The sequence below is a fragment of the Burkholderia sp. BKH01 genome (genome assembly GCF_025685725.1).
In the GTDB taxonomy this organism is placed as follows: domain Bacteria; phylum Pseudomonadota; class Gammaproteobacteria; order Burkholderiales; family Burkholderiaceae; genus Burkholderia; species Burkholderia pyrrocinia_C.
Map to the genome: position 1 here is coordinate 26,359 of NZ_JAOTQT010000006.1, position 23,690 is coordinate 50,048.

Consider the following 23,690-nt stretch of genomic DNA (forward strand, 5'->3'; position numbering starts at 1 on the left):
TTCGTGCCGGCGGCCGTTGCGGCAGCACGGCACGGGCTTTCCGGCGCGCGGTTTCGCGGCGGACGCAAGCGCGTCCCGCGATGCCGCGCCGAGTCCATGGGGCCGGCCGGCAGCGGGGCGCGCACGCGTATGCCCGCGCCGGCCGGCCTTACCGCCAGGCCCGCTTCTCGATGACCGACGCTTCCGCCCTGATCAGCACGTCCTATTCCCGTTATATCGCGCGCGCGGCCGCCGCGCGGCCCGCGCTGGCCGAGCAGGTCGCCGCGTGGGCCGCCGCGCCGCTCGCCCGCGCGCAGCTCGATGCGCGCCTCACCGAACTGCTCGCGATGCCGGACGGCGCGGCCGCGCCGTCCGAGGAGCAACTGAAGCGCGCGCTGCGGCAACTGCGCGCCGAGGCGTTCGGCGCGGTCGCGGAGCGCGACCTGCGCGGGCTGGCGGACGTCGCCGAGGTGACGGGCGCGATGACCGATCTCGCCGAAGTGGCCGTGCAGCGCTCGCTCGCGCTGCTGTCGGCTGAACTCGAGGCGCAGTACGGCGAGCCGCGCGGCGCCGACGGCCAGCGCGTCGTGCTTGGCGTGGTCGGGATGGGCAAGCTCGGCGGCCGCGAGCTGAACGTGTCGTCGGACATCGACCTGATCTTCGTATACGAGGACGACGGCGAGACGACCGGCGGCGCGCGCGCGCCGCTGTCCACGCAGGAATACTTCACGCGGCTCGGCCGGCGCCTGATCGGCGTGCTGTCCGAGGTCACGGCCGACGGCTATGTGTTTCGCGTCGACATGCGGTTGCGCCCGAATGGCGATTCGGGGCCGCTCGTGTGCAGCCTCGGGATGCTCGAGGAATATTTCTACGTGCAGGGGCGCGAGTGGGAGCGCTATGCGTGGATCAAGGGGCGGCTCGTGTCGGAAGGCGACAGCGGCGCGGCGCGGCGGCTGGAGTCGCAGCTCGAGTCGATCGTCAAGCCGTTCGTGTACCGCCGCTATCTCGATTTCGGCGTGATCGGCGCGATCCGTTCGCTGCACCAGCAGATTCGGCAGGAAGCCGCGCGCCGTGCGTCGATGCGGCCCGACAAGGCCGACGACATCAAGCTCGGCCGCGGCGGGATCCGCGAGATCGAGTTCAGCGCGCAGGTGTTCCAGCTGATCCGCGGCGGCCAGGATGCGGAGTTCCGCGTGCGGCCGACGCTCGCGGTGCTGCGCCATGCGCAGGCGCGCGGGCTGATCGGCGAGGACGTGCGCGCCGGCCTGACCGACGCCTACAACTTCCTGCGTACGCTCGAGCACCGGCTGCAGTACCGCAACGACGCGCAGACGCACGCGATGCCGGTCGAGCCCGATGAACGCGCGGCGCTGGCCGCGTCGCTCGGCTTTGCCGACTATGCGGCGCTGATGACGGTGCTGGACGAGTACCGGAACTTCGTCGAGGCGCAGTTCGACCAGATCTTCGCCGACAAGGTGAACGGTGCGCCGTGCGGCGCGGGCGAAGAGACGGCCGCCGCGTGGATCTGGAGCGGCGCGCTCGCCGACGACGGCGAGGACGACGCGCTCGCGGCCCGCCTCGACGGCCTCGGCTTCGCCGATCCGGCGGCGGTGCTCGCGCGGCTGCGCGCGATCTGGCAATCGTCGCGCTACACGGGCCTGCCGGAAAAGAGCCGGCACCGCTTCGACCGTGTCGCGCAGCGGGCGCTCGAGGCCGCGCCGCGGATCGACGCCGCGCGCCGCGACGACACGATCGTGCGCCTGTTCGACCTGCTCGAGACGGTCAGCCGGCGCGGCGTCTATCTCGCGCTGCTGACCGAATATCCTGCCGCGCTCGACCGCGTGCTGTCGGTGCTCGGCGCGACGCGCTGGGGCGGCGGTTACCTGATCCGCCACCCGCAGCTGCTCGACGAACTGCTCGACGACGAGGCGATCGCGAGCCCGTTCGACTGGCCCGTGTTCAAGGATGCGCTGCGCGCGCGCCTCGCGGCAGCCGACGGCCCCGAGCAACAGATGGACCTGCTGCGGCACGCGCAACACGCCGAGGTGTTCCGGATCCTGCTGATCGATCTTGCCGGGCAGCTTTCGGTCGAGCACGTGAGCGACCGGCTGTCCGAGCTGGCCGATGCGGTGCTCGACGTGACGATCGAGGTCGTCTGGTCGCAGCTCGCGAAGCGCCATCGCGACGTGCCGAAATTCGCGGTGATCGCGTACGGCAAGCTGGGCGGCAAGGAGCTCGGCTACGCATCGGATCTCGACCTGATCTTCCTGTACGACGACCCCGACGAGCGTTCGGCGGACGTCTACACGACCTTCACGCGGCGACTCATCACGTGGCTCACGACGGCGACCGGCGCGGGCGCGCTGTTCGACATCGACCTGCGGTTGCGGCCGAACGGCGAGGCCGGGCTGCTCGTCACCGATCTCGACGCGTTCCGCCGCTACCAGTTGCGCGAGGGCGACGCCGCGAACACCGCGTGGGTGTGGGAGCACCAGGCGCTGACGCGCGCCCGCTACAGCGCGGGCGACGCGCAGATCGGCGCGGACTTCGAGGCGATCCGGCAGCAGGTGCTGACGACGCCGCGCGACGGCGGCGTGCTCGCGAAGGAGATCGTCGACATGCGCGGCAAGGTGTTTGCCGGCCATCCGAACCAGACCGAGCTGTTCGACCTGAAGCACGATCGCGGCGGGATGGTCGACATCGAGTTCATCGTCCAGTACTGGGTGCTGCTGCACGCATCGAGCGACGCCGAGCTGATCCGCAACACGGGCAACATCGCGCTGCTGCGCGAGGTCGCGCGCTTCGGGCTGATGGGCGAAGACGAAGCCGAACGCGTCGGCGCGGCCTACCGCAAGTACCGGAAGCTGCAGCACAAGCTGCGGCTCGACGGGATGGAGAAGGCACGCGTCGATCCGGCCGAGGTGGCCGACGAGCGGACGGCCGTGACCGCGCTGTGGACGCGTGTGTTCGGGGCGGTTGAAACGAACGTTTGAACGAGGGCGGGGCGGGTTGCGGGCGCTTCATCCGCAGGCGCTCCGCGCTGAAAGCCGAACGGTGCGAGCCCGTTCGGCGTGGGCGGGACAGTCTGACGGCCGCGTCAGGCCGCCAGCATTTCCTTCGCGTGCTTGCGCGTCGTCGCCGTGATCTCGAGCCCGCCGAGCATCCGCGCGACTTCCTCGATCCGGTTGGCCCGGTCGAGTGCGACGACCGTCGACACCGTGCCGCCGCGGTCGTCGGCGCCTTTCGCGACCTGGAAGTGGTGGTCGCCGCGCGCGGCGACCTGCGGCAGGTGCGTCACGCACAGCACCTGGCGGTTGCGCCCGAGCTGGTGCAGCAGGCGGCCGACCACTTCGGCGACGCCGCCGCCGATCCCAGTATCGACTTCGTCGAAGATCAGCGTCGGCGTCGGGCTCGCCGCGCTCGCGATCACGGCGAGCGCGAGGCTGATCCGCGCGAGCTCGCCGCCCGACGCGACTTTCCCGAGCGGCCGCAGCGGCACGCCGGGGTGCCCGGCGACCCGGAACTCGACCTGCTCGAGCCCGTGCGGGCCGCCGTCGGCGAGCGGCACGAGCGCGACTTCGAAACTTCCACCCGCCATCGACAGTTCCTGCATGCCGGCCGTGACGGCCGTACCCAGCGCCTTGGCAGCCTGCGCGCGCGCCTTCGACAGGTGTTTTGCGTCGGCCAGGTACGCTTCCCGCGCCTTGGCCTGCACTGCCTCGAGCGCGCCGAGATCGGCGGCCGCGTCGAGCGCGGCGAGCTGCGCGCGGCGTGCCGCGTGTTCTTCGTGCAGCGTGCCGGGCGGCAGCCGGAACTTGCGGGCGGTCGAATGCAGCGCATCGAGACGCGTTTCGACCTGCGCGAGCCGCTCGGGATCGAGATCGACGCGCTGCGCATAGTGCGACAGCGAATAGACGGCTTCCTGCAGCTGGATCTCGGCCGGTTCGAGTGACGCGAGCGCGTCGCCGAGCGCGGTGTCGTAGTCGGCGAGGCTGCGCAGCTTCGACACGATCGCGCCGAGCTGCGCGAGCATCGCGTCGTCGGATTCGGACAGCGCGTTGAGCGCGCCGCGCACGCCTTCGATCAGGTTTGCCGAATGCGACAGGCGCTTGTGCTCGTTGCTGACTTCGTCCCATTCGCCGGCTTGCGGCGCGAGCTTGTCGAGTTCGGCGAGTTGCCATGCGAGCTTTTCGCGTTCGAGCTGCAGCTCGCGCTCGTGCGCCTTCGCGGCGTCGATCGCCTGCGTCGCGTCGCGCCAGACGCGCCACGCGCGCGCGACGTTCGCGGCATCGGCGACGAGCCCCGCGTGCGTGTCGAACAGCTCGCGCTGCGCATCGGGCCGCATCAGCAACTGGTGCGCGTGCTGGCCGTGGATGTCGACGAGCATCTCGCCGAGTTCGCGCAGTTGCGCGAGTGTCGCGCTGGTGCCGTTGATGAACGCGCGCGAACGGCCGTTCGCGTCGATCACGCGGCGCAGCATCACGGTGTCCTCGGCGTCGAACGCGTGTTCGTCGAGCCAGCGCGCGACGCGGTCGTGCGGCGTGAATTCGGCCGTGATGTCGGCGCGGCCGCAGCCGGTGCGCACGACGCTTGCGTCGGCACGTTCGCCGAGCGCGAGGGCGAGGGCGTCGATCAGGATCGATTTCCCGGCGCCGGTTTCGCCGGAAAAGACGGAAAAGCCGCTGTCGAATTCGAGATCGAGCGCGGCCACGATGACGAAGTCGCGGATCGAGAGGTGGCGGAGCATGGTGTCGGGCGGTGGGGCGTCAGGACGCCGTGTCGTCGTCTTCGTTCGACGCGTGTTCGTTCCAGTGCAGCTTTTTGCGCAGCGTCGTGTAATAGCTGTAGCCGATCGGGTGCAGGAACGGCACCGTGTGCTTCGAGCGGCGCACCTCGATCGTGTCGTTCAGTTCGAGCGAGGTAAACGACTGCATGTCGAAGTTCACGTTGACATCGCGCCCGCCGACGATCTGGATCGCGATCTTGGAATCGTCCGGCAGCACGATCGGCCGGTTCGACAGCGCGTGCGGCGCGATCGGCACGAGCACGATGCCCTGAAGCTGCGGATGGAGGATCGGACCGGCCGACGACAGCGCATACGCGGTCGAGCCCGTCGGCGTGGCGACGATCAGGCCGTCCGAACGCTGGTTGTACATGTACCGGCCGTCGACCGACGCGCGCAGCTCGACCATCCCGGAGAAGCCGCTGCGGTTCACGACGACATCGTTGAACGCGAGCGCGTGGTAGATCGGTTCGCCGTCGCGCATGATCCTGGCCTCGAGCAGCGAGCGCTCCTCGCGCTCGAACTTGCCCGCCAGCATCACGGGGACGAGCGCGTGCATGTCGGCCGCCGCGATGTCCGTGATGAAGCCGAGCCGCCCGTGGTTGATCCCGATCAGCGGTGTCCGGTACGGCGCAAGCTGGCGGCCGATGCCGAGCATGGTGCCGTCGCCGCCCAGCACGACCGCCACGTCCGCACGCGCCCCGATTTCGGCCGGGGTGAGCGCCGGATAGCCGGTGATGCCGAACTCGCGCGCGGTATCGCCTTCGAAGACGACCTCGAAGCCAAGCTTCGCTAGGCTGGCGGCCAGTGTGGCGAGCGGCTCGGCGATGCCAGGCGTGTTGCTCCGGCCGACGAGCGCGACAGTATTGAACTGATTACCGGTTTTCATGCCGGCATTACACCATAGCTCGTTGACGAAAAGAACCGGCTGTGCGACGACGGGGCCGGATCGGGCCGGCCCGCGCAACGTTGGCCGACGCCACTCGCCGCGGTCGCGCGGTTGCGCTAAAATTTTCCACCATGCTAGATCCTCGCGCACGAACCCTCCTGAAAACCCTGATCGAACGGTATATCGCCGACGGTCAGCCAGTCGGATCGCGCACGTTGTCCCGTTATTCCGGGCTCGAGCTGAGCCCGGCGACGATCCGCAACGTGATGTCCGACCTGGAGGAGCTCGGCCTCGTGTCGAGCCCGCACACGTCGGCCGGCCGCGTGCCGACGCCGCGCGGCTACCGGCTGTTCGTCGACACGATGCTGACGGTCGAGGCGCCGATCGACGCCGAGGCTGTCGCGCGGCAGGTGCAGAACACGCTGCAGGCCGGCGAGCCGCAGCAGCGGGTGGTCGCGGCCGCCGCGAGCGTGCTGTCGAACCTGTCGCAGTTCGCGGGCGTCGTGCTGACGCCGCGCCGCAGCCACGTGTTCAAGCAGATCGAGTTCATGCGCCTGTCGGACAAGCGCATCCTGCTGATCATCGTCACGCCCGAGGGCGACGTGCAGAACCGGATGCTCGCGACGCCGCGCGACTACTCGCCGTCGCAACTGACCGAGGCGTCCAATTACATCAACGCGCATTTCGCCGGCCTGTCGTTCGACGAGGTGCGCCGTCGCCTGCGCGACGAGATCGACCAGTTGCGCGGCGACATGACCACGCTGATGCACGCGGCCGTGACGGCCAGCACCGAGGTGCCCGACACCGAGGACACCGTGCTGATTTCCGGCGAGCGCAACCTGCTCGAGGTGGCGGATCTTTCCTCCGACATGGCGCGGCTGCGCAAGCTGTTCGACGTGTTCGACCAAAAGACGGGCCTCCTGCAACTGCTCGACGTGTCGAGCCACGCCCAGGGCGTGCAGATCTTCATCGGCGGCGAATCGACGCTCGTGCCGATCGAGGAAATGAGCGTCGTCACCGCGCCTTACGAGGTGAACGGACAGATCGTCGGCACGCTCGGCGTGATCGGGCCGACCCGCATGGCGTACAACCGCGTGATACCGATCGTCGACATCACCGCGCGCCTGCTGTCGCTCACGCTGAGCCAGCAGTAGCCACCCCGATCCCGCCCCGTCATCGTGCCGCGGCGCCGCCTGCGCCGACAGTCGGCCGAACGGCGCGGGGCGGCCCGCTATAATTGAGAGCCGTCCGGTCCCGTGCCCCGAGCACGTACTTGCCCATGCGTTTCGATCTTGAGCCGCCTTCGAGCACCGCGGCTGCCCATCGCATCGGTGTGCTGCTGATCAATCTCGGCACGCCCGACGCCCCCACGCCGCGCGCGGTGCGGCGCTATCTGGCCGAATTCCTGTCGGATCCGCGGGTCGTCGAAATCCCGCAGGCCGTCTGGCAGGTGCTGCTGCGCACGCTGATCCTGCCGCTGCGCGGCCGCGCGTCCGCGAAGAAATACGCGGCCGTCTGGCTGCCCGAGGGCTCGCCGCTGCGTGTGCACACCGAGCGCCAGACCGACGGCGTGCGGCACCTGCTCGTGTCGAACGGCTATCACGTGCTGGTCGACTACGCGATGCGCTACGGCAGCCCGAACATTGCGCACGCGCTCGCGCAGTTCAAGCGCTCGGGCGTCGAGCGCGTGCTGCTGATGCCGATGTATCCGCAATATTCGGCGTCGACCACGGCCACCGCATTCGATGCCGCATTCGACGCGCTCGCGCGCATGCGCAACCAGCCGGAGGTGCGCACGGTGCGGCACTACGCCGACCATCCGGCCTATATCCACGCGCTCGCCGAGCAGGTGCGCCAGTACTGGGCGCAGCACGGCCGGCCCGACTTCGCGGCCGGCGACAAGCTCGTGCTGAGCTTTCACGGCGTGCCGAAGCGCACGCTCGACCTCGGCGACCCCTATCACGACCAGTGCCAGCAGACGGGCGCGCTGCTGATGGCCGCGCTCGGACTGTCGACGACCGAATGCCGCGTCACCTTCCAGTCGCGCTTCGGCAAGGCCGAATGGCTGCAGCCTTACACGGCGCCGACGCTGCGGGGGTTCGGCGAGGCCGGCGTGCGGCGGGCCGACGTGTTCTGCCCCGGCTTCACGGCAGATTGCCTGGAGACGATCGAGGAGATCGGTATGGAAGTGCGCGACGAATTCCTCGCCGGCGGCGGCAAGACATTCCACCGCATTCCGTGCCTGAACGGCGCGCCCGCGTGGCTCGGCGCGATCGGCGAGATCGTCGCCGAGAACCTGCAGGGCTGGCCCGTCAGGGCCGCGCAGCCCGAAACGGTGAGCTGACATGGAGCGACTCCCGCGCTCACTTCATTCGCTGCGCCCCGCGGAGGCGGTCGGCCTCATCGGGGCGGCCCGGCGGAGGCTGACATGAACTACAAGATTTCCACGGAACCGGGCGCGAAGCTGCGCATCGACAAATGGCTGTGGGCGGCCCGGTTCTTCAAGACGCGCTCGCTCGCGACCGACGCGGTCGACAAGGGGCACGTGAAGATCGGCGGTGCGGCGATCAAGCCGGCGAAGGAGGTGCGCGTCGGCGACGAGGTCGAGATTGCGATCGACGGCATCGTCTGGCACATTGCCGTGCTGGGCGTGTGCGACGTGCGCGGGCCCGCGAGCGTCGCGCAGACGCTTTACGAGGAAACGGAAGCGGGGCGGGCCGCGCGGCTCGCCGAACTGGAGCGGCGGCGCACGTATCGCGAGCCGGCGGCCGAACTGCACGGCCGGCCGACGAAGCGCGACCGGCGCATCATCGACAGATTTTCTGGTGGGAGCTGAACATCTGGTCGAATGTCGCCCGCGCGCTTCCGTATTCGGTCGTGCGGTCGGTAACGGCTCCCGACAGGCAGATGGTGGTGGTGCCGGCAATGAGTACCAGCGCGACCACCGATATCGCAAAGGTCAGTTTCACGGTACTCCCCTCGAGAAGACGGGTGAAAACGGCGCCAGGTGGATGTAAGGCGACGGTCAGCTAGGGTAAACACGCTTTTTCGACGCTTGAGTGGAGTGTAGTGCAGCCGCGCTGTGCGCAGCTAGTACTTGCCTGGTAAGCGTTGTTACAGCTCGTTTCTCCCGGTCTGGCGAACTCTGCGGGCATGCACCGGCGAGACGCGCGGTTGTTTCGCGGCATTGGAGAATGCCGGCGAATAACCCTCTTGAAATCGCAGTTTTCGTCCTTATTTGCACCAGCAATGTGCGGTGCCGCCGGGTATACGGCCGGGCGGTTGCCGATTTGGCTTCAACCTCTAATCGACTTTCAGCGACATGGAAAATACGCAAGAGAACCCGGCTACCCGATCGGCCGAAGACATCGGCAGCGAGAAGCAGGCGGCGCAAGGCGCCGCTCCCGCCGCCGAAGCAGCCGACGCGGCGCTCGCGGAGGCTCAAGCAAAGGTCGCCGAGCTGCAGGAGAGCTTCCTGCGGGCGAAGGCCGAGACCGAGAACGTGCGCCGCCGCGCACAGGATGACGTCTCGAAGGCGCACAAGTTTGCAATCGAGAGCTTCGCGGAGCACCTGCTGCCGGTGCTGGACAGCCTGGAAGCGGCTGTCAGCGATACGTCCGGTGACATCGCGAAGGTACGCGAAGGCGTCGAACTGACGCTGCGCCAGCTGACGAGCGCGCTCGAGAAGGGCCGCGTCGTCGCGATCAACCCGGTCGGCGAGAAGTTCGATCCGCATCAGCACCAGGCGATTTCGATGGTGCCGGCCGAGCAGGAACCGAACACCGTCGTCGCGGTGCTGCAAAAGGGCTACACGATCGCCGACCGCGTGCTGCGTCCGGCGCTCGTCACCGTCGCGCAGCCGAAGTAAGGCAGCCGCGATGGTTCCCGCCGGCGTCGATCCGGCCGCGTTCGTCGCGTTCGACATGCAGGCGCTGGCCGCCGACACGTTCGATGCGGGGATCGAAGGCGCGGGCGATGCGCTCGCGGTGGTGCTCTTCTGGGGCGTCGACTGCTTCAACTGCGAGATCGCGAAGAAGGCGATGCTCGCCCAGCCCGACGCGATTCGCGCGCTGGACCTGAAGTGGTTCCATTGCAACGTGTACGAACACCATCAGCTCGGGCGCCGCTTCGGGCTGCACGGCGTGCCGACGTGGTTCTTCTTCCACCGCGGCAAGCGTCTCGGCCGCGCGACGGGCTGGCATGGCCTCGCGCAGTTCCAGGCGGCCGTTTCGGCGGCGCGCGCGAAGATCGCGTTGGCGGCGAGCCAAGAACCGGCGGCCGGCGATCCGGCGGCCGGCGATCCGGTAGCCGGCGGCGATTGAAAAAATTTAATATCCGCATCGCTTGTCGGGTCTTGAAAACGGGCCGGACGGACGCATTTCGGGAACAGAGTTGAATTCTGGCGCGCGAAACCGCCCAAAAAGGCGGGGTTTCGCGCAGCAAACAGGCATTTCTGGAGATTAGGAAAAATGGGAAAGATCATCGGTATTGACCTCGGCACCACGAACTCGTGCGTTGCCATCATGGAAGGCAACCAGGTCAAGGTCATCGAGAACTCGGAAGGCGCGCGCACCACGCCGTCGATCATCGCCTACATGGACGACAACGAAGTGCTCGTCGGCGCGCCGGCCAAGCGTCAGTCGGTGACCAACCCGAAGAACACGCTGTTCGCGGTGAAGCGCCTGATCGGCCGCCGCTTCGAAGAGAAGGAAGTCCAGAAGGACATCGGCCTGATGCCGTACGCCATCGTCAAGGCCGACAACGGCGATGCGTGGGTCGAGGCACATGGCGAAAAGCTCGCGCCGCCGCAGGTTTCGGCGGAAGTGCTGCGCAAGATGAAGAAGACGGCCGAAGACTACCTCGGCGAGCCGGTCACGGAAGCCGTGATCACGGTGCCGGCGTACTTCAACGACAGCCAGCGCCAGGCGACCAAGGACGCCGGCCGCATCGCGGGCCTCGAAGTCAAGCGGATCATCAACGAGCCGACGGCAGCCGCGCTCGCGTTCGGTCTCGACAAGGCCGAGAAGGGCGACCGCAAGATCGCCGTGTATGACCTCGGCGGCGGCACCTTCGACGTGTCGATCATCGAGATCGCGGACGTCGACGGCGAAATGCAGTTCGAAGTGCTGTCGACCAACGGCGACACGTTCCTCGGCGGCGAAGATTTCGACCAGCGCATCATCGATTACATCATCGGCGAGTTCAAGAAGGAGCAGGGCGTCGACCTGTCGAAGGACGTGCTCGCGCTGCAACGCCTGAAGGAAGCCGCCGAAAAGGCGAAGATCGAGCTGTCGTCGAGCCAGCAGACCGAAATCAACCTGCCGTACATCACGGCGGACGCGTCGGGCCCGAAGCACTTGAACCTGAAGATCACCCGCGCGAAGCTGGAAGCGCTGGTGGAAGACCTCGTCGAGCGCACGATCGAACCGTGCCGCATCGCGATCAAGGACGCGGGCGTCAAGGTGTCGGACATCGACGACGTGATCCTGGTCGGCGGCCAGACCCGCATGCCGAAGGTCCTGGAGAAGGTGAAGGAGTTCTTCGGCAAGGATCCGCGCCGTGACGTGAACCCGGACGAAGCCGTCGCGGTCGGCGCGGCGATCCAGGGCCAGGTCCTGTCGGGCGACCGCAAGGACGTGCTGCTGCTCGACGTGACCCCGCTGTCGCTCGGTATCGAGACGCTCGGCGGCGTGATGACGAAGATGATCAGCAAGAACACGACGATCCCGACGAAGCACGCGCAGGTGTATTCGACGGCGGACGACAACCAGGGCGCCGTGACGATCAAGGTGTTCCAGGGCGAACGCGAAATGGCGGCAGGCAACAAGCTGCTCGGCGAGTTCAACCTCGAAGGCATCCCGCCGGCACCGCGCGGCGTGCCGCAGATCGAAGTGACCTTCGACATCGACGCGAACGGCATCCTGCACGTCGGCGCGAAGGACAAGGCGACCGGCAAGGAAAACAAGATCACGATCAAGGCCAACTCGGGTCTGTCCGAGGCTGAAATCGACCAGATGATCAAGGACGCGGAAGCGAACGCAGCGGAAGACCACAAGCTGCGCGAGCTGGCCGATTCGCGCAACCAGGGCGACGCGCTGGTCCACAGCACGAAGAAGGCGCTCACCGAGTACGGCGACAAGCTGGACGCGGGCGAGAAGGAAGCGATCGAAGCGTCGCTGAAGTCGCTCGAGGAAGCGCTGAAGGACACGTCGGCCGACAAGGCTGCGATCGACGCGAAGGTCGAGGAGCTCGGCAAGGTTTCGCAGAAGCTCGGCGAGAAGATGTACGCCGACATGCAGGCCCAGCAGGCGGGTGCCGCCGGCGCGGCGGGTGCAGCGGAAGGCGCGGCCCACGCGGGCGGTGCGCAGCAGGCTGCCGACGACGTCGTCGACGCCGAGTTCAAGGAAGTGAAGAAGGACTAAGCCGGGTTGCAATGGCACCGCACGCCGCGCGCTCAAATGCGCGCGGCGTTGCCGACAAGCGGCTGAAAAGCGGTCTGTCTTTCCTTCCGGATGGCCGGATCGACTCCACGCCTGGCGGGCTTCGCGGCCCTCCGGGCACATTTGTTTTTTGGCGGGTGCTGCGCGAGCCGTCCGCGGACGGGCGCAGCGCCAGACGAGTCGAGAGACTTTACTGCAGGCGAAAGGAGCCGCCGCGTGCGCGATGCGTGGCGGCACAGTGAATCGATATGGCGAAACGGGATTACTACGAGGTTCTGGGCGTCGCGAAGAATGCGGGCGACGACGAAATCAAGAAGGCATATCGCAAGCTTGCGATGAAGTATCACCCTGACCGCAATCCGGACAACAAGGATGCGGAAGAGCATTTCAAGGAGGTGAAGGAAGCCTATGAAATGCTGTCGGACAGCCAGAAGCGGGCCGCGTACGACCAGTACGGCCACGCGGGCGTCGATCCGAACATGGGCGGTGCGGGCGCACAGGGCTTCGGCGGCTTCGCGGATGCGTTCGGCGATATCTTCGGCGACATCTTCGGCCAGGCCGCGGGCGGCGCCGCGCGCGGCGGCCGCGGCGGCCCGCAGGTATACCGCGGCGCCGATCTGCGCTACAGCATGGAAATCACGCTCGAGCAGGCTGCGCACGGTTACGACACGCAGATCCGCGTGCCGAGCTGGGTGTCGTGCGAGGTCTGCCACGGGTCGGGCGCGAAGCCCGGCACGAAGCCGGAAAGCTGCCCGACCTGTCACGGCCAGGGCACGGTGCGCATGTCGCAGGGTTTCTTCAGCATCCAGCAGACCTGCCCGAAGTGCCATGGCACGGGTACCTACATCCCCGAACCGTGCGTGCACTGCCACGGCTCGGGCAAGGTGAAGGAAACCAAGACGCTCGAAGTGAAGATCCCGGCCGGGATCGACGACGGGATGCGGATCCGCTCGGCCGGCAACGGCGAGCCGGGCATCAACGGCGGGCCGCCGGGCGACCTGTATGTCGAGATCCATATCAAGCCGCACGCGGTGTTCGAGCGCGACGGCGACGATCTCCACTGCCAGATGCCGATTCCGTTCACGACCGCCGCGCTCGGCGGCGAGATCGAGGTGCCGACGCTGGCAGGCCGTGCGTCGTTCCCGGTGCCGGAAGGCACGCAGTCGGGCAAGACGTTCCGCCTGCGCAGCAAGGGCATCAAGGGGCTGCGTTCGAGCATCGCGGGCGATCTGTACGTGCACGTGCAGGTCGAGACGCCCGTGAAGCTGACCGACCACCAGCGCGAACTGCTCAAGCAGTTCGAGAAGTCGCTGGCCGAGGGCGGCGCGCGTCACAGCCCTCAGAGCAAGAGCTGGTTCGACCGTGTGAAGAGCTTCTTCGAGTAATGGCATGACTGAAGGCAACGAGAGCGCGTCGTTCGCGCTCTTGGACGATTGCGACTCGACCGCGTCCGCGCGGTCGAGTCGTTTGTATTCCGGCTTCGTGCGCGAACGCGTGTGCACGGATCCGGCGCGGCTCGACGAAATCGACGCAGCGGTCGCGCAGGACCTGCGCGACGGGCTGCATGCGGTAGTCGTCGGCGATTACGAATTCGGACGCAACCTGCAACGGGCGCAGCCGGGCAATGCCCCGCTGCGCTTTTTGCTGTACGCGCGCTGCGAGCACCTGTCGCGCGACGAAGTCGACACGTGGCTCGCGCAGCAGGACGGCGGCGGCACGCCGTCGATCGCGGGCGTCGCGCATGTCGCGAAGAGTGTGTCGCGCGACGCGTTCGATGCGGCGATCGCAGCGGTGCACGACGCGCTGCGCGCGGGCGATTCATACCAGATCAACTACACGTATCGGCTGAATTTCGACGTCTTCGGCACGCCGCTTGCGCTGTACAGGCGGCTGCGCGCGCGCCAGCCCGTGCGTTATGGCGCGCTGATCGCGCTGCCCGGCGGCGCGTGGGTCGTGTCGTGCTCGCCGGAACTGTTCGTCGAGAAGCACGGCGACGTGCTGCGCGCACGGCCGATGAAGGGCACCGCGCCGCGTTCGGCCGATCCCCGCGAAGATGCGGCGGCTGCCGCGTTCCTCGCGAGCGATCCGAAGAACCGCGCGGAAAACGTGATGATCGTCGACCTGCTGCGCAACGACGTGTCGCGGATCGCGCGCACCGGTACGGTCAGCGTACCGGCGCTGTTCTCCGTCGAACCGTATGCGTCGGTGTGGCAGATGACGTCGACGGTCGAGGCAGGCTGGCGCGACGGCACGACGTTCGCGCAGATGCTGCGCGCGCTGTTTCCGTGCGGATCGATCACGGGCGCGCCGAAGCACATGACGATGCAGTTGATCGACGCGATCGAGTCGACGCCGCGCGGGCTCTATACGGGCGCGATCGGCTGGCTCGACGCGCCGAAGGAAGGCGCCGGCTCCGATGCGCCCGGCAATCACGCTGCCGGTTGCGGCGATTTCTGCCTGTCGGTCGCGATCCGCACGCTGACGCTGGATGCTACCGGCGAAGGCGTGGCCGCCGCCGATACCGGAGCACGCGATCCGGCAACTGCAACCGCCGGCCGGCGGCGCGGCACGATGGGCGTCGGCGCGGGCATCGTGCTCGACAGCGTCGCTGCCGACGAATATGCGGAGTGCGAATTGAAGGCGCGATTCCTGACGGACGCCGATCCCGGCTTCCAGTTGTTCGAAACGACCGCCGCCACGCATGCGGACGGCATCCGGCATCTCGATCGGCATCTCGCGCGGCTGCAGCGCAGCGCGGAGGCGTTCGGCTTCCGCTTCGACGTTGATGCGTTGCGCCGCGAGATCGACGCGCGCTGCGCGGCGCTCGACGGCGACGGCGCTTACCGGATGAAGCTCTCGCTCGCGAAGGATGGCACGGTCGAGATCGTCGCGGTGCCGCTCAAGCCGCTGCCGGCGGGGCCGGTCGGCGTGCTGCTGGCGTCCGCGCACGGATTCGCGCCGACCCGCGCGAGCGATGCGCTGCTGCTGCACAAGACGACGCGCCGCGCCGAATACGACCGCGCGTGGCAGGCGGCGGAGGCGCTCGGCGGTTTCGACATGCTGTTCGTCAACGAGCGCGGCGAGGTGACGGAAGGCGGGCGCTCGAACCTGTTCGTGAAGCTCGACGGCCAGTGGGTGACGCCGCCGCTGGCGTCCGGCGTGCTGCCGGGCGTGATGCGCGGCGTGCTGCTCGATGATCGCGCGTTCGGTGCGACGGAGCGCGTCGTGACTTGCGACGATCTTGCGCGCGCGCAGGCGCTGCTGCTGACCAATGCGTTGCGCGGCGCGCTCGACGCGGTATTGAAGTAACGAAGCGATGGAACGGGCACCGCGCTCGCGCCGGTGCCGCGATGCTTTTCGCCGATGCAGCGTAGCAACGAAAAGCGCGGCGCCCCGCAAAGGGCGCCGCGCTTTTTTCATATCCGGGTGCCGGCGAACGCGCCGCCTGCCGTACACGTCAGAACGAATGTTCCGGACCGGGGAACGAACCGTCCTTCACCGCGCGCACGTACGCTTCGACGGCCGCCTGGATGTTTGGCTGGCCCTGCATGAAATCCTTCACGAAGCGCGGCCGCTTGCCGGGGAAGATCCCGAGCATGTCGTGCAGCACGAGCACCTGCCCCGAGCAGTCCGCGCCAGCGCCGATGCCGATCGTCGGAACGCGCAGCATGTGCGTGACCTCGGCCCCGACGAGGGTCGGCACGGCCTCGAGCAGGACGACCTGCGCGCCGGCCGCTTCGACCGCGCGCGCGTCGCGCAGCAACTGCGCCGCGCCAGCCTCGGTCTTGCCCTGCACCTTGAAGCCGCCGAACGCGTGCACCGATTGCGGCGTGAGGCCCACGTGCGCACACACGGGCACCGCGCGCTCGACGAGGAAACGAATCGTGTCGGCGAGCCATTCGCCGCCTTCGAGCTTGATCATCTGCGCGCCCGCGCGCATCAGCTTGACGGCGCTCGCGAATGCGTCGGACGGCGTGCCGTACGTGCCGAACGGCAGGTCGGCCATGATCAGCGCGCGCGGCTGCGCGCGTGCGACACAGGCCGTGTGATACGCGATGTCGTCGAGCGTGACGGGCAGCGTGGTCGTGTGGCCCTGCAGCACGTTGCCGAGCGAATCGCCGATCAGCAGCACGTCGGCGCCCGCGCGATCGAGCAGCGCGGCAAAGCTCGCGTCGTAGCAGGTCAGCATCGCGATCTTCTCGCCGGCGTCGCGCATTGCCTGCAGCTTGGGTACCGTCACGGCAGGCCGGCTCGATTCCTGGAGATAGGTCATGGGAAATCCGGTTCGATGGGTGAAGAACGACAGGCGGGACGCGTCAGCGCGTCGTCTCGCCCTTGACGAAGAATTCCTTGCGGCCGCGCATCGTCTCGATGCGCTCGATCAGCAGCGCAAGATCTTCGGGGGAATCCAGCGGGTTCAGGTGTTCCGCGGCGACCGTCAGCACCGGCGTGCGGTCGTAGTGGTAGAAGAATTCGTTGTACGCGTCGACGAGCGAGCGCAGGTACGCGTCGCTGATCTGCAGCTCCATCGGCAGCCCGCGCTTCTGGATGCGCGAGAACAGCACTTCGGGGCTGGCCTGCAGATAGACGACGAGATCGGGCGACGGCGCCTGCGGCAAGTCCACGTGCGTCGCGATCGACCGATAGAGTTGCCATTCGTCTTCCGGCAGGTTCAGCCGCGCGAAGATGTCGTTCTTCTGCGGCATGAAATCGGCGATCACGGGGCGGCCCGTTTCCAGTGCGCCGACCAGCTCGCGCGCCTGCTGCGCGCGCTGCAGCGCGAACGACAACTGCACGGGCAGCGCGTAGCGCGCGGTGTCGCGATAGAAGCGTTCGAGGAACGGGTTGTCCTGCGGGCGTTCGAGCAGCGTCTGCATCGACCAGCGCTCGCCGAGCAGGCGCGCGAGCGTCGTCTTGCCGACGCCGATCGGCCCTTCGATCACGAGATAGCGGTACGGGGCACGCAGGTCGGGTGCGGTGACGGTCAGCGGAGTCGGGTTCATCGGCAGCGGTTCTTGTCGGTGTCGTCGCCGGCCGCGAGCGCCTTTTGCATCAGGCACTGGCAGGTCTGCACCTTTTCGACGCGCTGGTCCGCGACGGCGGCGAGGAACGCATCGGCGCGGCCGCGCGCGGGGATGTCGAGCGCCGGCTCGATCTCGACGAGCGGCACGAGCGCGAACGCGCGGTCGGTGAGGCGCGGGTGCGGGACGATCAGGTCGGGTTCGTCGATCGAGTCGGCGCCGAACAGCAGGATGTCGAGGTCGAGCGTGCGCGGCGCATTGCGATACGGGCGCTCGCGCCCGAAGTGATGTTCGATCTTCTGGCAGAGCGCGAGCAGCTCGCGAGCCGACAGCGTCGTGTCGAGCTTGACGGCGCAGTTGTAGTAGTCGTCGCCGCCCGCTTCGAACGGCGCGGTGCGATACAGGCTCGATTTGCCGAGGATCGAGATGGTGCGCTGCTGTGCGAGGCACACCACCGCGTCCTTCAGGGTCTGGCGTGCATCGCCGAGATTCGCCCCCAGTCCGATATATGCAACCGTCATGGCATCACTTCCTACGTCGTTCGCCGGCGCGCGCGTCAGTCGTCGGCACCGCCCGCGGTGTCCGGCGCCTGCTCGGCGGCACCTTCACCCGGCTTGCGGTTTCGCGCACCGCCGCGGCGGCGCCGCTTGCGGGGCGATTTTTCCTTCGAGCCGCCCTGCGTCAGCAATGCCTCGCGGGCAGCCGCGTCGCCTTCGATGAAATCCGTCCACCACTGTCCGACTTCCGCATCGAGCTCGCCGGATTCGCAGCGTAACAGGAGGAAATCATACCCCGCTCTAAACCTTTGGTGTTCCAGCAGCCGCATCGCGCTGCGGCCCGAGCGTTTCTCGAGGCGCAACTGCAGGCCCCAGATCTCGCGCATGTCGGCCGAATAACGCTTGTGGATCGCGAGTTTCTCGGTCTGCATGTCGATCACGTCGTCCATCGCGCGATGGAGCGCCGGCACCGGGATCTCGCCTTCGGCCGTGTATTGCTCGAAGCGCTGGCGCATGTCGTGCCACAGCAGCGTCGCGAACAGGAAGCCCGGCGATACCGTCTTGCCGGCGCGCACGCGCGCGTCGGTATTGTTCAGCGCGAGCGTGATGAACTTCTCGCCCTGCGGCTGTTCGAGCACGACGTCGAGCAGCGGTAGCAGCCCGTGGTGCAGGCCTTCCTTGCGCAACTGCTTCAGGCACGCGAGCGCGTGGCCCGACAGCAGCAGCTTCAGCATTTCGTCGAACAGGCGCGCGGCCGGCACGTTGTTGATCAGGTCGGCGAGCGCGTTGATCGGCTCGCGCGTGTGCGGCTCGATCTCGAAGCCGAGCTTCGCCGCGAAGCGCACGACGCGCAGCATCCGCACCGGATCCTCGCGGAAACGCGTGGCCGGATCGCCGATCATCCGCAGCAGGCGGGCGCGCATGTCGGCCATCCCGTCGTGGTAGTCGAGCACCGTCTGCGTCGACGGGTCGTAGTACATCGCGTTGATCGTGAAGTCGCGGCGCGCGGCATCTTCGTGCTGCTCGCCCCACACGTTGTCGCGCAGCACGCGGCCGCTCGCGTCGACGGCGTGCGTGCGGCGATCGAGTTCGTCGCGCTTCAGGCGCTTCGGCGGCTCGGCCGACGCGGCAGCCTCGGGCGGCGCGTCGACCAGCGCGCGGAACGTCGATACCTCGATCAGTTCCTGGCCGAACTGCACGTGGACGATCTGGAAGCGGCGGCCGATCAGGCGCGCGCGGCGGAACAGGCGCTGCACCTCGGTCGGCGTCGCGTCGGTCGCGACGTCGAAGTCCTTCGGCGCGATGCCGAGCAGCAGGTCGCGAACCGCGCCGCCGACGATGAACGCGCGAAAGCCTGCCTGCTGCAGCGTGTCGGTCACGCGCACGGCATTCCTCGAGATCAGCGACGGATCGATCTGGTGCACGCTGGCCGGCACGACGGTCGGCTCATGGTTGCTGCGCGGTTTCTTCGCGCCGCCGCCGCGGGTGCCTTTTGCGGGGCGCAGGGCAGCAGGGGCCGCTTCGTCGGCCTGAGCCGCTTCGGGGGGCGTTTGCTGGGCTTCGTCCTGGCCGAGCAGCTTGCGGATGAATTTTTTGATCACGACGTTCAGAATAAATCGAGGATACGCCAGCCGCGGTTGCTTGCATGCGCACGCAGCGTGTCGTCAGGGTTGGTCGCGATCGGGTCGGTGACTTTCTCGAGCAGCGGGATGTCGTTGTGCGAGTCGCTGTAGAAGTAGCTGTGCGCGAAGTCGTCCCAGTGCTTGCCGAGCGACGCGAGCCATGCTTCGGTACGCACGATCTTGCCTTCACGATAGCTCGGCGTGCCGGTCGGTCGGCCCGTGTACGGCGAATCGGGATGCCCGTCGGTCGTTTCGACCTCGCATGCGATCAGCGTGTCGACGCCGAACGCGGTCGCGATCGGGCGCGTGATGAATTCGTTGGTCGCCGTCACGACGCAGCACAGGTCGCCCGCGTCGAGGTGCTTGCGAACGAGTTCGAGCGCGGCGGGCGTCATCGCGGGCCGGATCACCTCGTGCATGTACTGCTCGTGCCATTCGGCGAGCTGCGCGCGCGAATACTTCGCGAGCGGCGTGAGCATCGCCGTGAGGTACGCGTGGATGTCGAGCTTGCCGGCCTTGTAGTCGGCGAAGAACTGATCGTTCTGACGCGAGAAGCTTTCCGCGTCGACGATGCCGAGCTTCACCATGAAGCGACCCCATTCGTGGTCGCTATCGGTCGGGATCAGCGTGTGATCGAGGTCAAAGAGTGCCAGATTAGTCATGGAAGCGCATTTTACTCGAAGCGGTTCGGGCCCGTGCCCGGTGGTGTGATGTCGTCGCCGGGACGCGCGAGCATGCGGCGCAGCAGCGGCAGCGTGACGGCGCGTTTCTGCTCGAGCGAGAAGCGGTCGAGCGCGTCGAGCAGCGCCATCAGGCTCGGCATGTCGCGGCGGAAATGGGTCAGCAGGTAGGCGGCGATGTCGTCGGTGAGCGCGATCCCGCGCTCCTTCGCCGCGAGCTTGAGCACGGCGATCTTGCCGGCGTCGGACGGCGGCGACAGGTGGAACACGAGCCCCCAGCCGAGGCGCGTGCGCAGATCCTCGCGCACGTCGAGCGCGAGCGGCGCCGCGGGGCCCGCCGCGACGAACGCGCTCGACGGATGTGCGCGGACTTCGTTGAACAGGTTGAACAGCGCGACCTGCTGCGTGTCGGTCATCCGGTCGCAGTCGTCGATCGCGTAGATGCCGATGCGCGGGTCGAACGTGAACGCGCCGAGCGGGCTCTGCGGCGTCAGATAACGCGCGTAGCCGTACGACGCGTCGCTCACGAGCGCCTGCAGCAGGTGGCTGCGGCCGCTGCCGGGCTCGCCCCAGATGTAGAACGACCGGTCCGGCACGGGGCCTGCCGCGAGCGCGAGGTCGAGCTTCTGCAGCCGCGTGACGAGCTCGTCGTTCTCCTCGCTCATGATGAAGTTGTCGAACGTGGCCGGCGGCGGCGTGCCGAGATCGAGCGTCAGTTGACGGGACACAGTCACAATGCGGGTCGGTTGAGAATACGCGTGCCGTACGCCGGGCACGCGCCGGGGACTGCAACTCCGTGGGCTGCACGCGCGACCGCACGCACGGCGGCATGCCGGTTTCGGCGCGGCTCGCTGGGCGATGAAAACGGGGACGTGTTGACCAAGATGCAATCCCTGACGATTCGGTGCTGGGAATTCCGGCCAACGGGCCGGCTTCGGGTAAAATCGCATTTTACCGACCTTCTCGCATTCCCCCATGAATCCTCCGAAATCCGCTCCCGACGCTCAGGGTCTGTCCTATCGCGACGCAGGCGTCGACATCGACGCAGGCGACGCGCTCATCGACAAGATCAAGCCTTTTGCGAAGAAAACCCTGCGCGACGGCGTGCTCGGCGGCATCGGCGGGTTCGGCGCGCTGTTCGAAGTGCCGAAGAAGTATCGCGAGCCCGTGCTCGTGTCGGGCACCGACGGCGTGGGCACCAAGCTCAAGCTGGCGTTTCATCTGAACAAACACGACACGGTCGGCCAGGATCTGGTCGCGATGAGCGTGAACGACATCCTCGTGCAGGGCGCCGAGCCGCTGTTCTTCCTCGACTACTTCGCGTGCGGCAAGCTCGACGTCGACACGGCCGCGACGGTCGTCAAGGGCATCGCGCAGGGTTGTGAACTGTCGGGCTGCGCGCTGATCGGCGGTGAAACGGCCGAAATGCCGGGCATGTACCCGGACGGCGAATACGATCTGGCCGGCTTCGCGGTCGGCGCGGTCGAGAAGAGCAAGATCATCGACGGCAGCACGATCGCCGAAGGCGACGTGGTGCTGGGCCTCGCATCGAGCGGCATCCACTCGAACGGCTTCTCGCTCGTGCGCAAGATCATCGAGCGCGCGAACCCCGACCTGTCGGCCGATTTCCACGGCCGCTCGCTCGCCGACGCGCTGATGGCACCTACGCGCATCTACGTGAAGCCGCTGCTCGCGCTGATGCAGAAGCTGTCGGTGAAGGGCATGGCGCACATCACGGGCGGCGGCCTCGTCGAGAACATTCCGCGCGTGCTGCGCGAAGGCCTCACCGCCGAGCTGGACCAGAAGGCCTGGCCGTTGCCGCCGCTGTTCAAGTGGCTGCAGGAGCACGGCGGCGTCGCCGACGCGGAAATGCACCGCGTGTTCAACTGCGGGATCGGCATGGCCGTGATCGTCGCGGCGGCCGATGCCGACGCAGCGATCGCCGACCTGACCGCCGCCGGCGAACAAGTGTGGAAGATCGGCACCGTGCGTGCGACCCGCGAAGGCGAGGCGCAGACGGTTGTGGTCTGACGCACCGCCAGCAGCAGATGCAGCAGGGAAAGCCGCCCGGAGTCGATCCGGGCGGCTTTTTTTTGGGGCGCCGCGCGGCGCCGATGAAGGAGGGACGACGATGACCGAAGACGAACGTGCGATCCGCGAGCTCGTGGAAAACTGGTTCGTGTCGAGCCGGCGCGGCGATCTGGCGACCGTGCTCGACCTGATCGCCGACGACGCGATCTTCATGGTGGCCGGCAAGCCGCCGTTCGACAAGGCGGCGTTCGCGGCCGCGTCGCGCGAAGCGAATGCGGGTGCGGGTGCGGAGCACGCACCGAAGGTCGACGGCCGCTACCGGATCGACGAGCTGCGCGTGATCGGCGACTGGGCGTACATGCGCAATTTCCTCGAGATCGACGCGACGCCGCCGGGCGGCGAAACGATCCGCCGCTCGGGCCATACGCTGACGATCCTCCGCAAGGCCGACGGCCGCTGGCAGCTCGTGCGCGATGCGAATCTCGTGACGCTCGCGCACTGAGTTCGGCGACGAGCACGGCGATGAGCGAGGCGGCGTCCGCCGCCGCTCAAGCGGACGGCCGCGGTGCGCCCGCCGGCCGCGTGCCGGCCAGCAACGGCGGCACGAGCAGATAGAGCAGCGCGGCTGCGGCCCATACGAGCCCCGGCCAGGTCGCGCGCGTCGCCGCATAGGTCGCGGTGACGACCAGCGGGCCCGCCACGCCGATCAGGCTGGCCACGCTCGCGAGCGTGCCCTGCAGTTCGCCCTGACGCGCATCGTCGACCTGCCGCGCGAGCATCGCCTGCAGCGCCGGCAGCGTCATGCCGCCCGCCGCGAACAGCGGCAGCAGCGCGAACGGCACCCATACGGCGGTCGCGAACGCGATCGCCGCGAGCCCGAGCGCGTCGCCCGCGAGGCCCAGCGCGAGCGCGCGGCGCTCGCCGAGCCGCGCGATCAGCGGCCCGATCGCGAACGCCTGCGCGAGCGCGTGGCACGCGCCGTAGCCCGCGAGCGACAGCCCCGCGATCGGCGTCGACCAGCCGAAATGTTCCTGGCCGTACAGGATCCACAGCGTCGCGGGCGCTTGCGACACCAGCGCGACGATCACGTAGATGCCGATCAGCGGCATGAGCGCGGGTGCGCCGCTCAGCCGGCGCAGGCTCGCGAAGGGGTTGAGCGCGGCGACCGCGCGGCCTGCGAGGGCCGAACGCGGCCGCGATTCCGGCAGCGCGCGCCATACGAGCACGAGATTCAGCGCATTGAGCAGCGCGGCCGCGACGAACGGCGCGCGCAGGTGCAGCGCGCCCAGCAGCCCGCCGATCAACGGGCCCGCGATGAAGCCGATACCCATCATCGCGCCGAGCTGGCCGAAGCGCCGTGCACGGTCGGGTTCGGCCGTGACGTCGGTGACGTACGCGGTCGCGACCGCGACGTTGGCGCCCGTGATGCCGGCGATCAGCCGCCCCGCGTAAAGCCACGCGAGCGTCGGCGCGAGCGCCATCAGCAGGTAGTCGAGCGCGGCGCCCGCGAGCGACGCGAGCAGCACCGGCCGGCGGCCGAAACGGTCGCTCAGCGCGCCAAGCAGCGGCGCGCACAGGAACTGCGCGAACGCGTACAGCGCGAGCAGCACGCCGTAGTGCGTGTCGGTGCTGCCCGCGCCGGCGAGCGAGTGCAGCAGGCCGGGCAGGATCGGCATCACGATCCCGACGCCGATCGCGTCGAGCAGGACCGTTGCCAGGATGGCAATCAGGGACGGATTCAAGAGGGT

At 68.1% G+C, this 23,690-nt stretch carries 21 protein-coding genes; 11 read left to right on the plus strand and 10 right to left on the minus strand.

Annotated features, from left to right (window positions below; genetic code table 11):
- Positions 1–170: 170 nt before the first annotated feature.
- The gene (glnE, locus tag OEJ37_RS11995; RefSeq protein WP_263344408.1) at positions 171–2,972 is read left to right on the plus strand and encodes a bifunctional [glutamate--ammonia ligase]-adenylyl-L-tyrosine phosphorylase/[glutamate--ammonia-ligase] adenylyltransferase; all 2,802 of its coding nucleotides are present in this window, start codon (positions 171–173) and stop codon (positions 2,970–2,972) included.
- A 104-nt stretch (positions 2,973–3,076) separates the two neighbouring features.
- Here glnE and recN read toward each other — a convergent pair whose 3' ends face one another.
- Both recN and OEJ37_RS12005 read right to left on the minus strand, forming a co-directional pair.
- Positions 3,077–4,726, minus strand: a complete 1,650-nt coding sequence (recN, locus tag OEJ37_RS12000) for a DNA repair protein RecN (protein WP_263344409.1) — start codon at positions 4,724–4,726, stop codon at positions 3,077–3,079.
- 19 nt (positions 4,727–4,745) lie between these two features.
- Complete coding sequence (locus OEJ37_RS12005) at positions 4,746–5,651, minus strand: NAD kinase (RefSeq protein WP_174421570.1); 906 nt, start codon at positions 5,649–5,651, stop codon at positions 4,746–4,748.
- Positions 5,652–5,782: 131 nt separating this feature from the next.
- On the opposite strand from OEJ37_RS12005, the gene hrcA reads away from it, so the two are divergent.
- From hrcA to OEJ37_RS12020, 3 genes are all read left to right on the plus strand, one after another.
- Positions 5,783–6,805 carry a heat-inducible transcriptional repressor HrcA gene (hrcA, locus tag OEJ37_RS12010; protein ID WP_011544637.1) on the plus strand — a complete coding sequence of 341 codons (1,023 nt, stop codon included), beginning with the start codon at positions 5,783–5,785 and terminating at the stop codon, positions 6,803–6,805.
- Positions 6,806–6,930: 125 nt separating this feature from the next.
- Positions 6,931–7,995, plus strand: coding sequence for a ferrochelatase (hemH, locus tag OEJ37_RS12015; protein WP_175947280.1), 1,065 nt, complete (start codon positions 6,931–6,933; stop codon positions 7,993–7,995).
- Positions 7,996–8,079: 84 nt separating this feature from the next.
- The gene (locus tag OEJ37_RS12020; RefSeq protein ID WP_069746137.1) at positions 8,080–8,487 is read left to right on the plus strand and encodes an RNA-binding S4 domain-containing protein; all 408 of its coding nucleotides are present in this window, start codon (positions 8,080–8,082) and stop codon (positions 8,485–8,487) included.
- On the opposite strand, the gene OEJ37_RS12025 is transcribed toward OEJ37_RS12020, so the two are convergent.
- Positions 8,459–8,620 carry a hypothetical protein gene (locus OEJ37_RS12025; protein ID WP_006476841.1) on the minus strand — a complete coding sequence of 54 codons (162 nt, stop codon included), beginning with the start codon at positions 8,618–8,620 and terminating at the stop codon, positions 8,459–8,461. The two genes, OEJ37_RS12020 and OEJ37_RS12025, sit on opposite strands and share 29 nt — an antisense overlap.
- Positions 8,621–8,973: 353 nt before the next feature.
- On the opposite strand from OEJ37_RS12025, the gene grpE reads away from it, so the two are divergent.
- The 5 genes from grpE to OEJ37_RS12050 all read left to right on the plus strand — a co-directional run bounded on the left by grpE (position 8,974) and on the right by OEJ37_RS12050 (position 15,400).
- On the plus strand, positions 8,974–9,519 hold the full coding sequence (gene grpE / locus OEJ37_RS12030; protein ID WP_174421572.1) for a nucleotide exchange factor GrpE: 546 nt from the start codon (positions 8,974–8,976) through the stop codon (positions 9,517–9,519).
- A gap of 10 nt (positions 9,520–9,529) precedes the next feature.
- Positions 9,530–9,973, plus strand: coding sequence for a thioredoxin family protein (locus OEJ37_RS12035; protein ID WP_263344410.1), 444 nt, complete (start codon positions 9,530–9,532; stop codon positions 9,971–9,973).
- A gap of 147 nt (positions 9,974–10,120) precedes the next feature.
- Entirely contained in the window at positions 10,121–12,073 is a 1,953-nt protein-coding gene (dnaK, locus tag OEJ37_RS12040; protein WP_174421574.1) for a molecular chaperone DnaK, read from the plus strand.
- Positions 12,074–12,339: 266 nt separating this feature from the next.
- The gene (gene dnaJ, locus OEJ37_RS12045) at positions 12,340–13,476 is read left to right on the plus strand and encodes a molecular chaperone DnaJ (RefSeq protein ID WP_174421575.1); all 1,137 of its coding nucleotides are present in this window, start codon (positions 12,340–12,342) and stop codon (positions 13,474–13,476) included.
- Between the two features lie 4 nt (positions 13,477–13,480).
- Positions 13,481–15,400 carry a bifunctional anthranilate synthase component I family protein/class IV aminotransferase gene (locus tag OEJ37_RS12050; protein WP_263344411.1) on the plus strand — a complete coding sequence of 640 codons (1,920 nt, stop codon included), beginning with the start codon at positions 13,481–13,483 and terminating at the stop codon, positions 15,398–15,400.
- Positions 15,401–15,548: 148 nt separating this feature from the next.
- Here OEJ37_RS12050 and panB read toward each other — a convergent pair whose 3' ends face one another.
- The 6 genes from panB to hda are packed head-to-tail and all read right to left on the minus strand — an operon-like array spanning position 15,549 to position 20,645.
- Complete coding sequence (panB, locus tag OEJ37_RS12055; protein WP_152861956.1) at positions 15,549–16,364, minus strand: 3-methyl-2-oxobutanoate hydroxymethyltransferase; 816 nt, start codon at positions 16,362–16,364, stop codon at positions 15,549–15,551.
- Positions 16,365–16,407: 43 nt separating this feature from the next.
- A complete protein-coding gene (locus tag OEJ37_RS12060; RefSeq protein WP_175947284.1) occupies positions 16,408–17,094 on the minus strand; it encodes a deoxynucleoside kinase in 687 nt (228 codons plus the stop codon).
- The gene (gene folK / locus OEJ37_RS12065) at positions 17,091–17,633 is read right to left on the minus strand and encodes a 2-amino-4-hydroxy-6-hydroxymethyldihydropteridine diphosphokinase (RefSeq protein WP_034182800.1); all 543 of its coding nucleotides are present in this window, start codon (positions 17,631–17,633) and stop codon (positions 17,091–17,093) included. Before folK ends, OEJ37_RS12060 begins: the two co-directional genes overlap by 4 nt.
- 35 nt (positions 17,634–17,668) lie before the next feature.
- Positions 17,669–19,210 (minus strand): polynucleotide adenylyltransferase PcnB, encoded by a 1,542-nt coding sequence (gene pcnB, locus OEJ37_RS12070; protein WP_263344412.1) that lies wholly within the window; start codon positions 19,208–19,210, stop codon positions 17,669–17,671.
- A gap of 5 nt (positions 19,211–19,215) precedes the next feature.
- Positions 19,216–19,893 carry an HAD family hydrolase gene (locus tag OEJ37_RS12075; RefSeq protein WP_069746127.1) on the minus strand — a complete coding sequence of 226 codons (678 nt, stop codon included), beginning with the start codon at positions 19,891–19,893 and terminating at the stop codon, positions 19,216–19,218.
- An 11-nt stretch (positions 19,894–19,904) separates the two neighbouring features.
- Positions 19,905–20,645, minus strand: coding sequence for a DnaA regulatory inactivator Hda (gene hda / locus OEJ37_RS12080; RefSeq protein ID WP_279388899.1), 741 nt, complete (start codon positions 20,643–20,645; stop codon positions 19,905–19,907).
- A gap of 241 nt (positions 20,646–20,886) precedes the next feature.
- On the opposite strand from hda, the gene purM reads away from it, so the two are divergent.
- Together purM and OEJ37_RS12090 are read left to right on the plus strand one after the other, a co-directional pair.
- Positions 20,887–21,942: a phosphoribosylformylglycinamidine cyclo-ligase gene (gene purM, locus OEJ37_RS12085; RefSeq protein WP_047899877.1), complete on the plus strand. Its 1,056-nt coding sequence runs from the start codon at positions 20,887–20,889 to the stop codon at positions 21,940–21,942.
- A gap of 100 nt (positions 21,943–22,042) precedes the next feature.
- On the plus strand, positions 22,043–22,444 hold the full coding sequence (locus OEJ37_RS12090) for a YybH family protein (RefSeq protein WP_263344413.1): 402 nt from the start codon (positions 22,043–22,045) through the stop codon (positions 22,442–22,444).
- Between the two features lie 46 nt (positions 22,445–22,490).
- On the opposite strand, the gene tet is transcribed toward OEJ37_RS12090, so the two are convergent.
- A complete protein-coding gene (gene tet / locus OEJ37_RS12095) occupies positions 22,491–23,684 on the minus strand; it encodes a Tet(A)/Tet(B)/Tet(C) family tetracycline efflux MFS transporter (protein ID WP_263344414.1) in 1,194 nt (397 codons plus the stop codon).
- Positions 23,685–23,690: the final 6 nt, after the last annotated feature.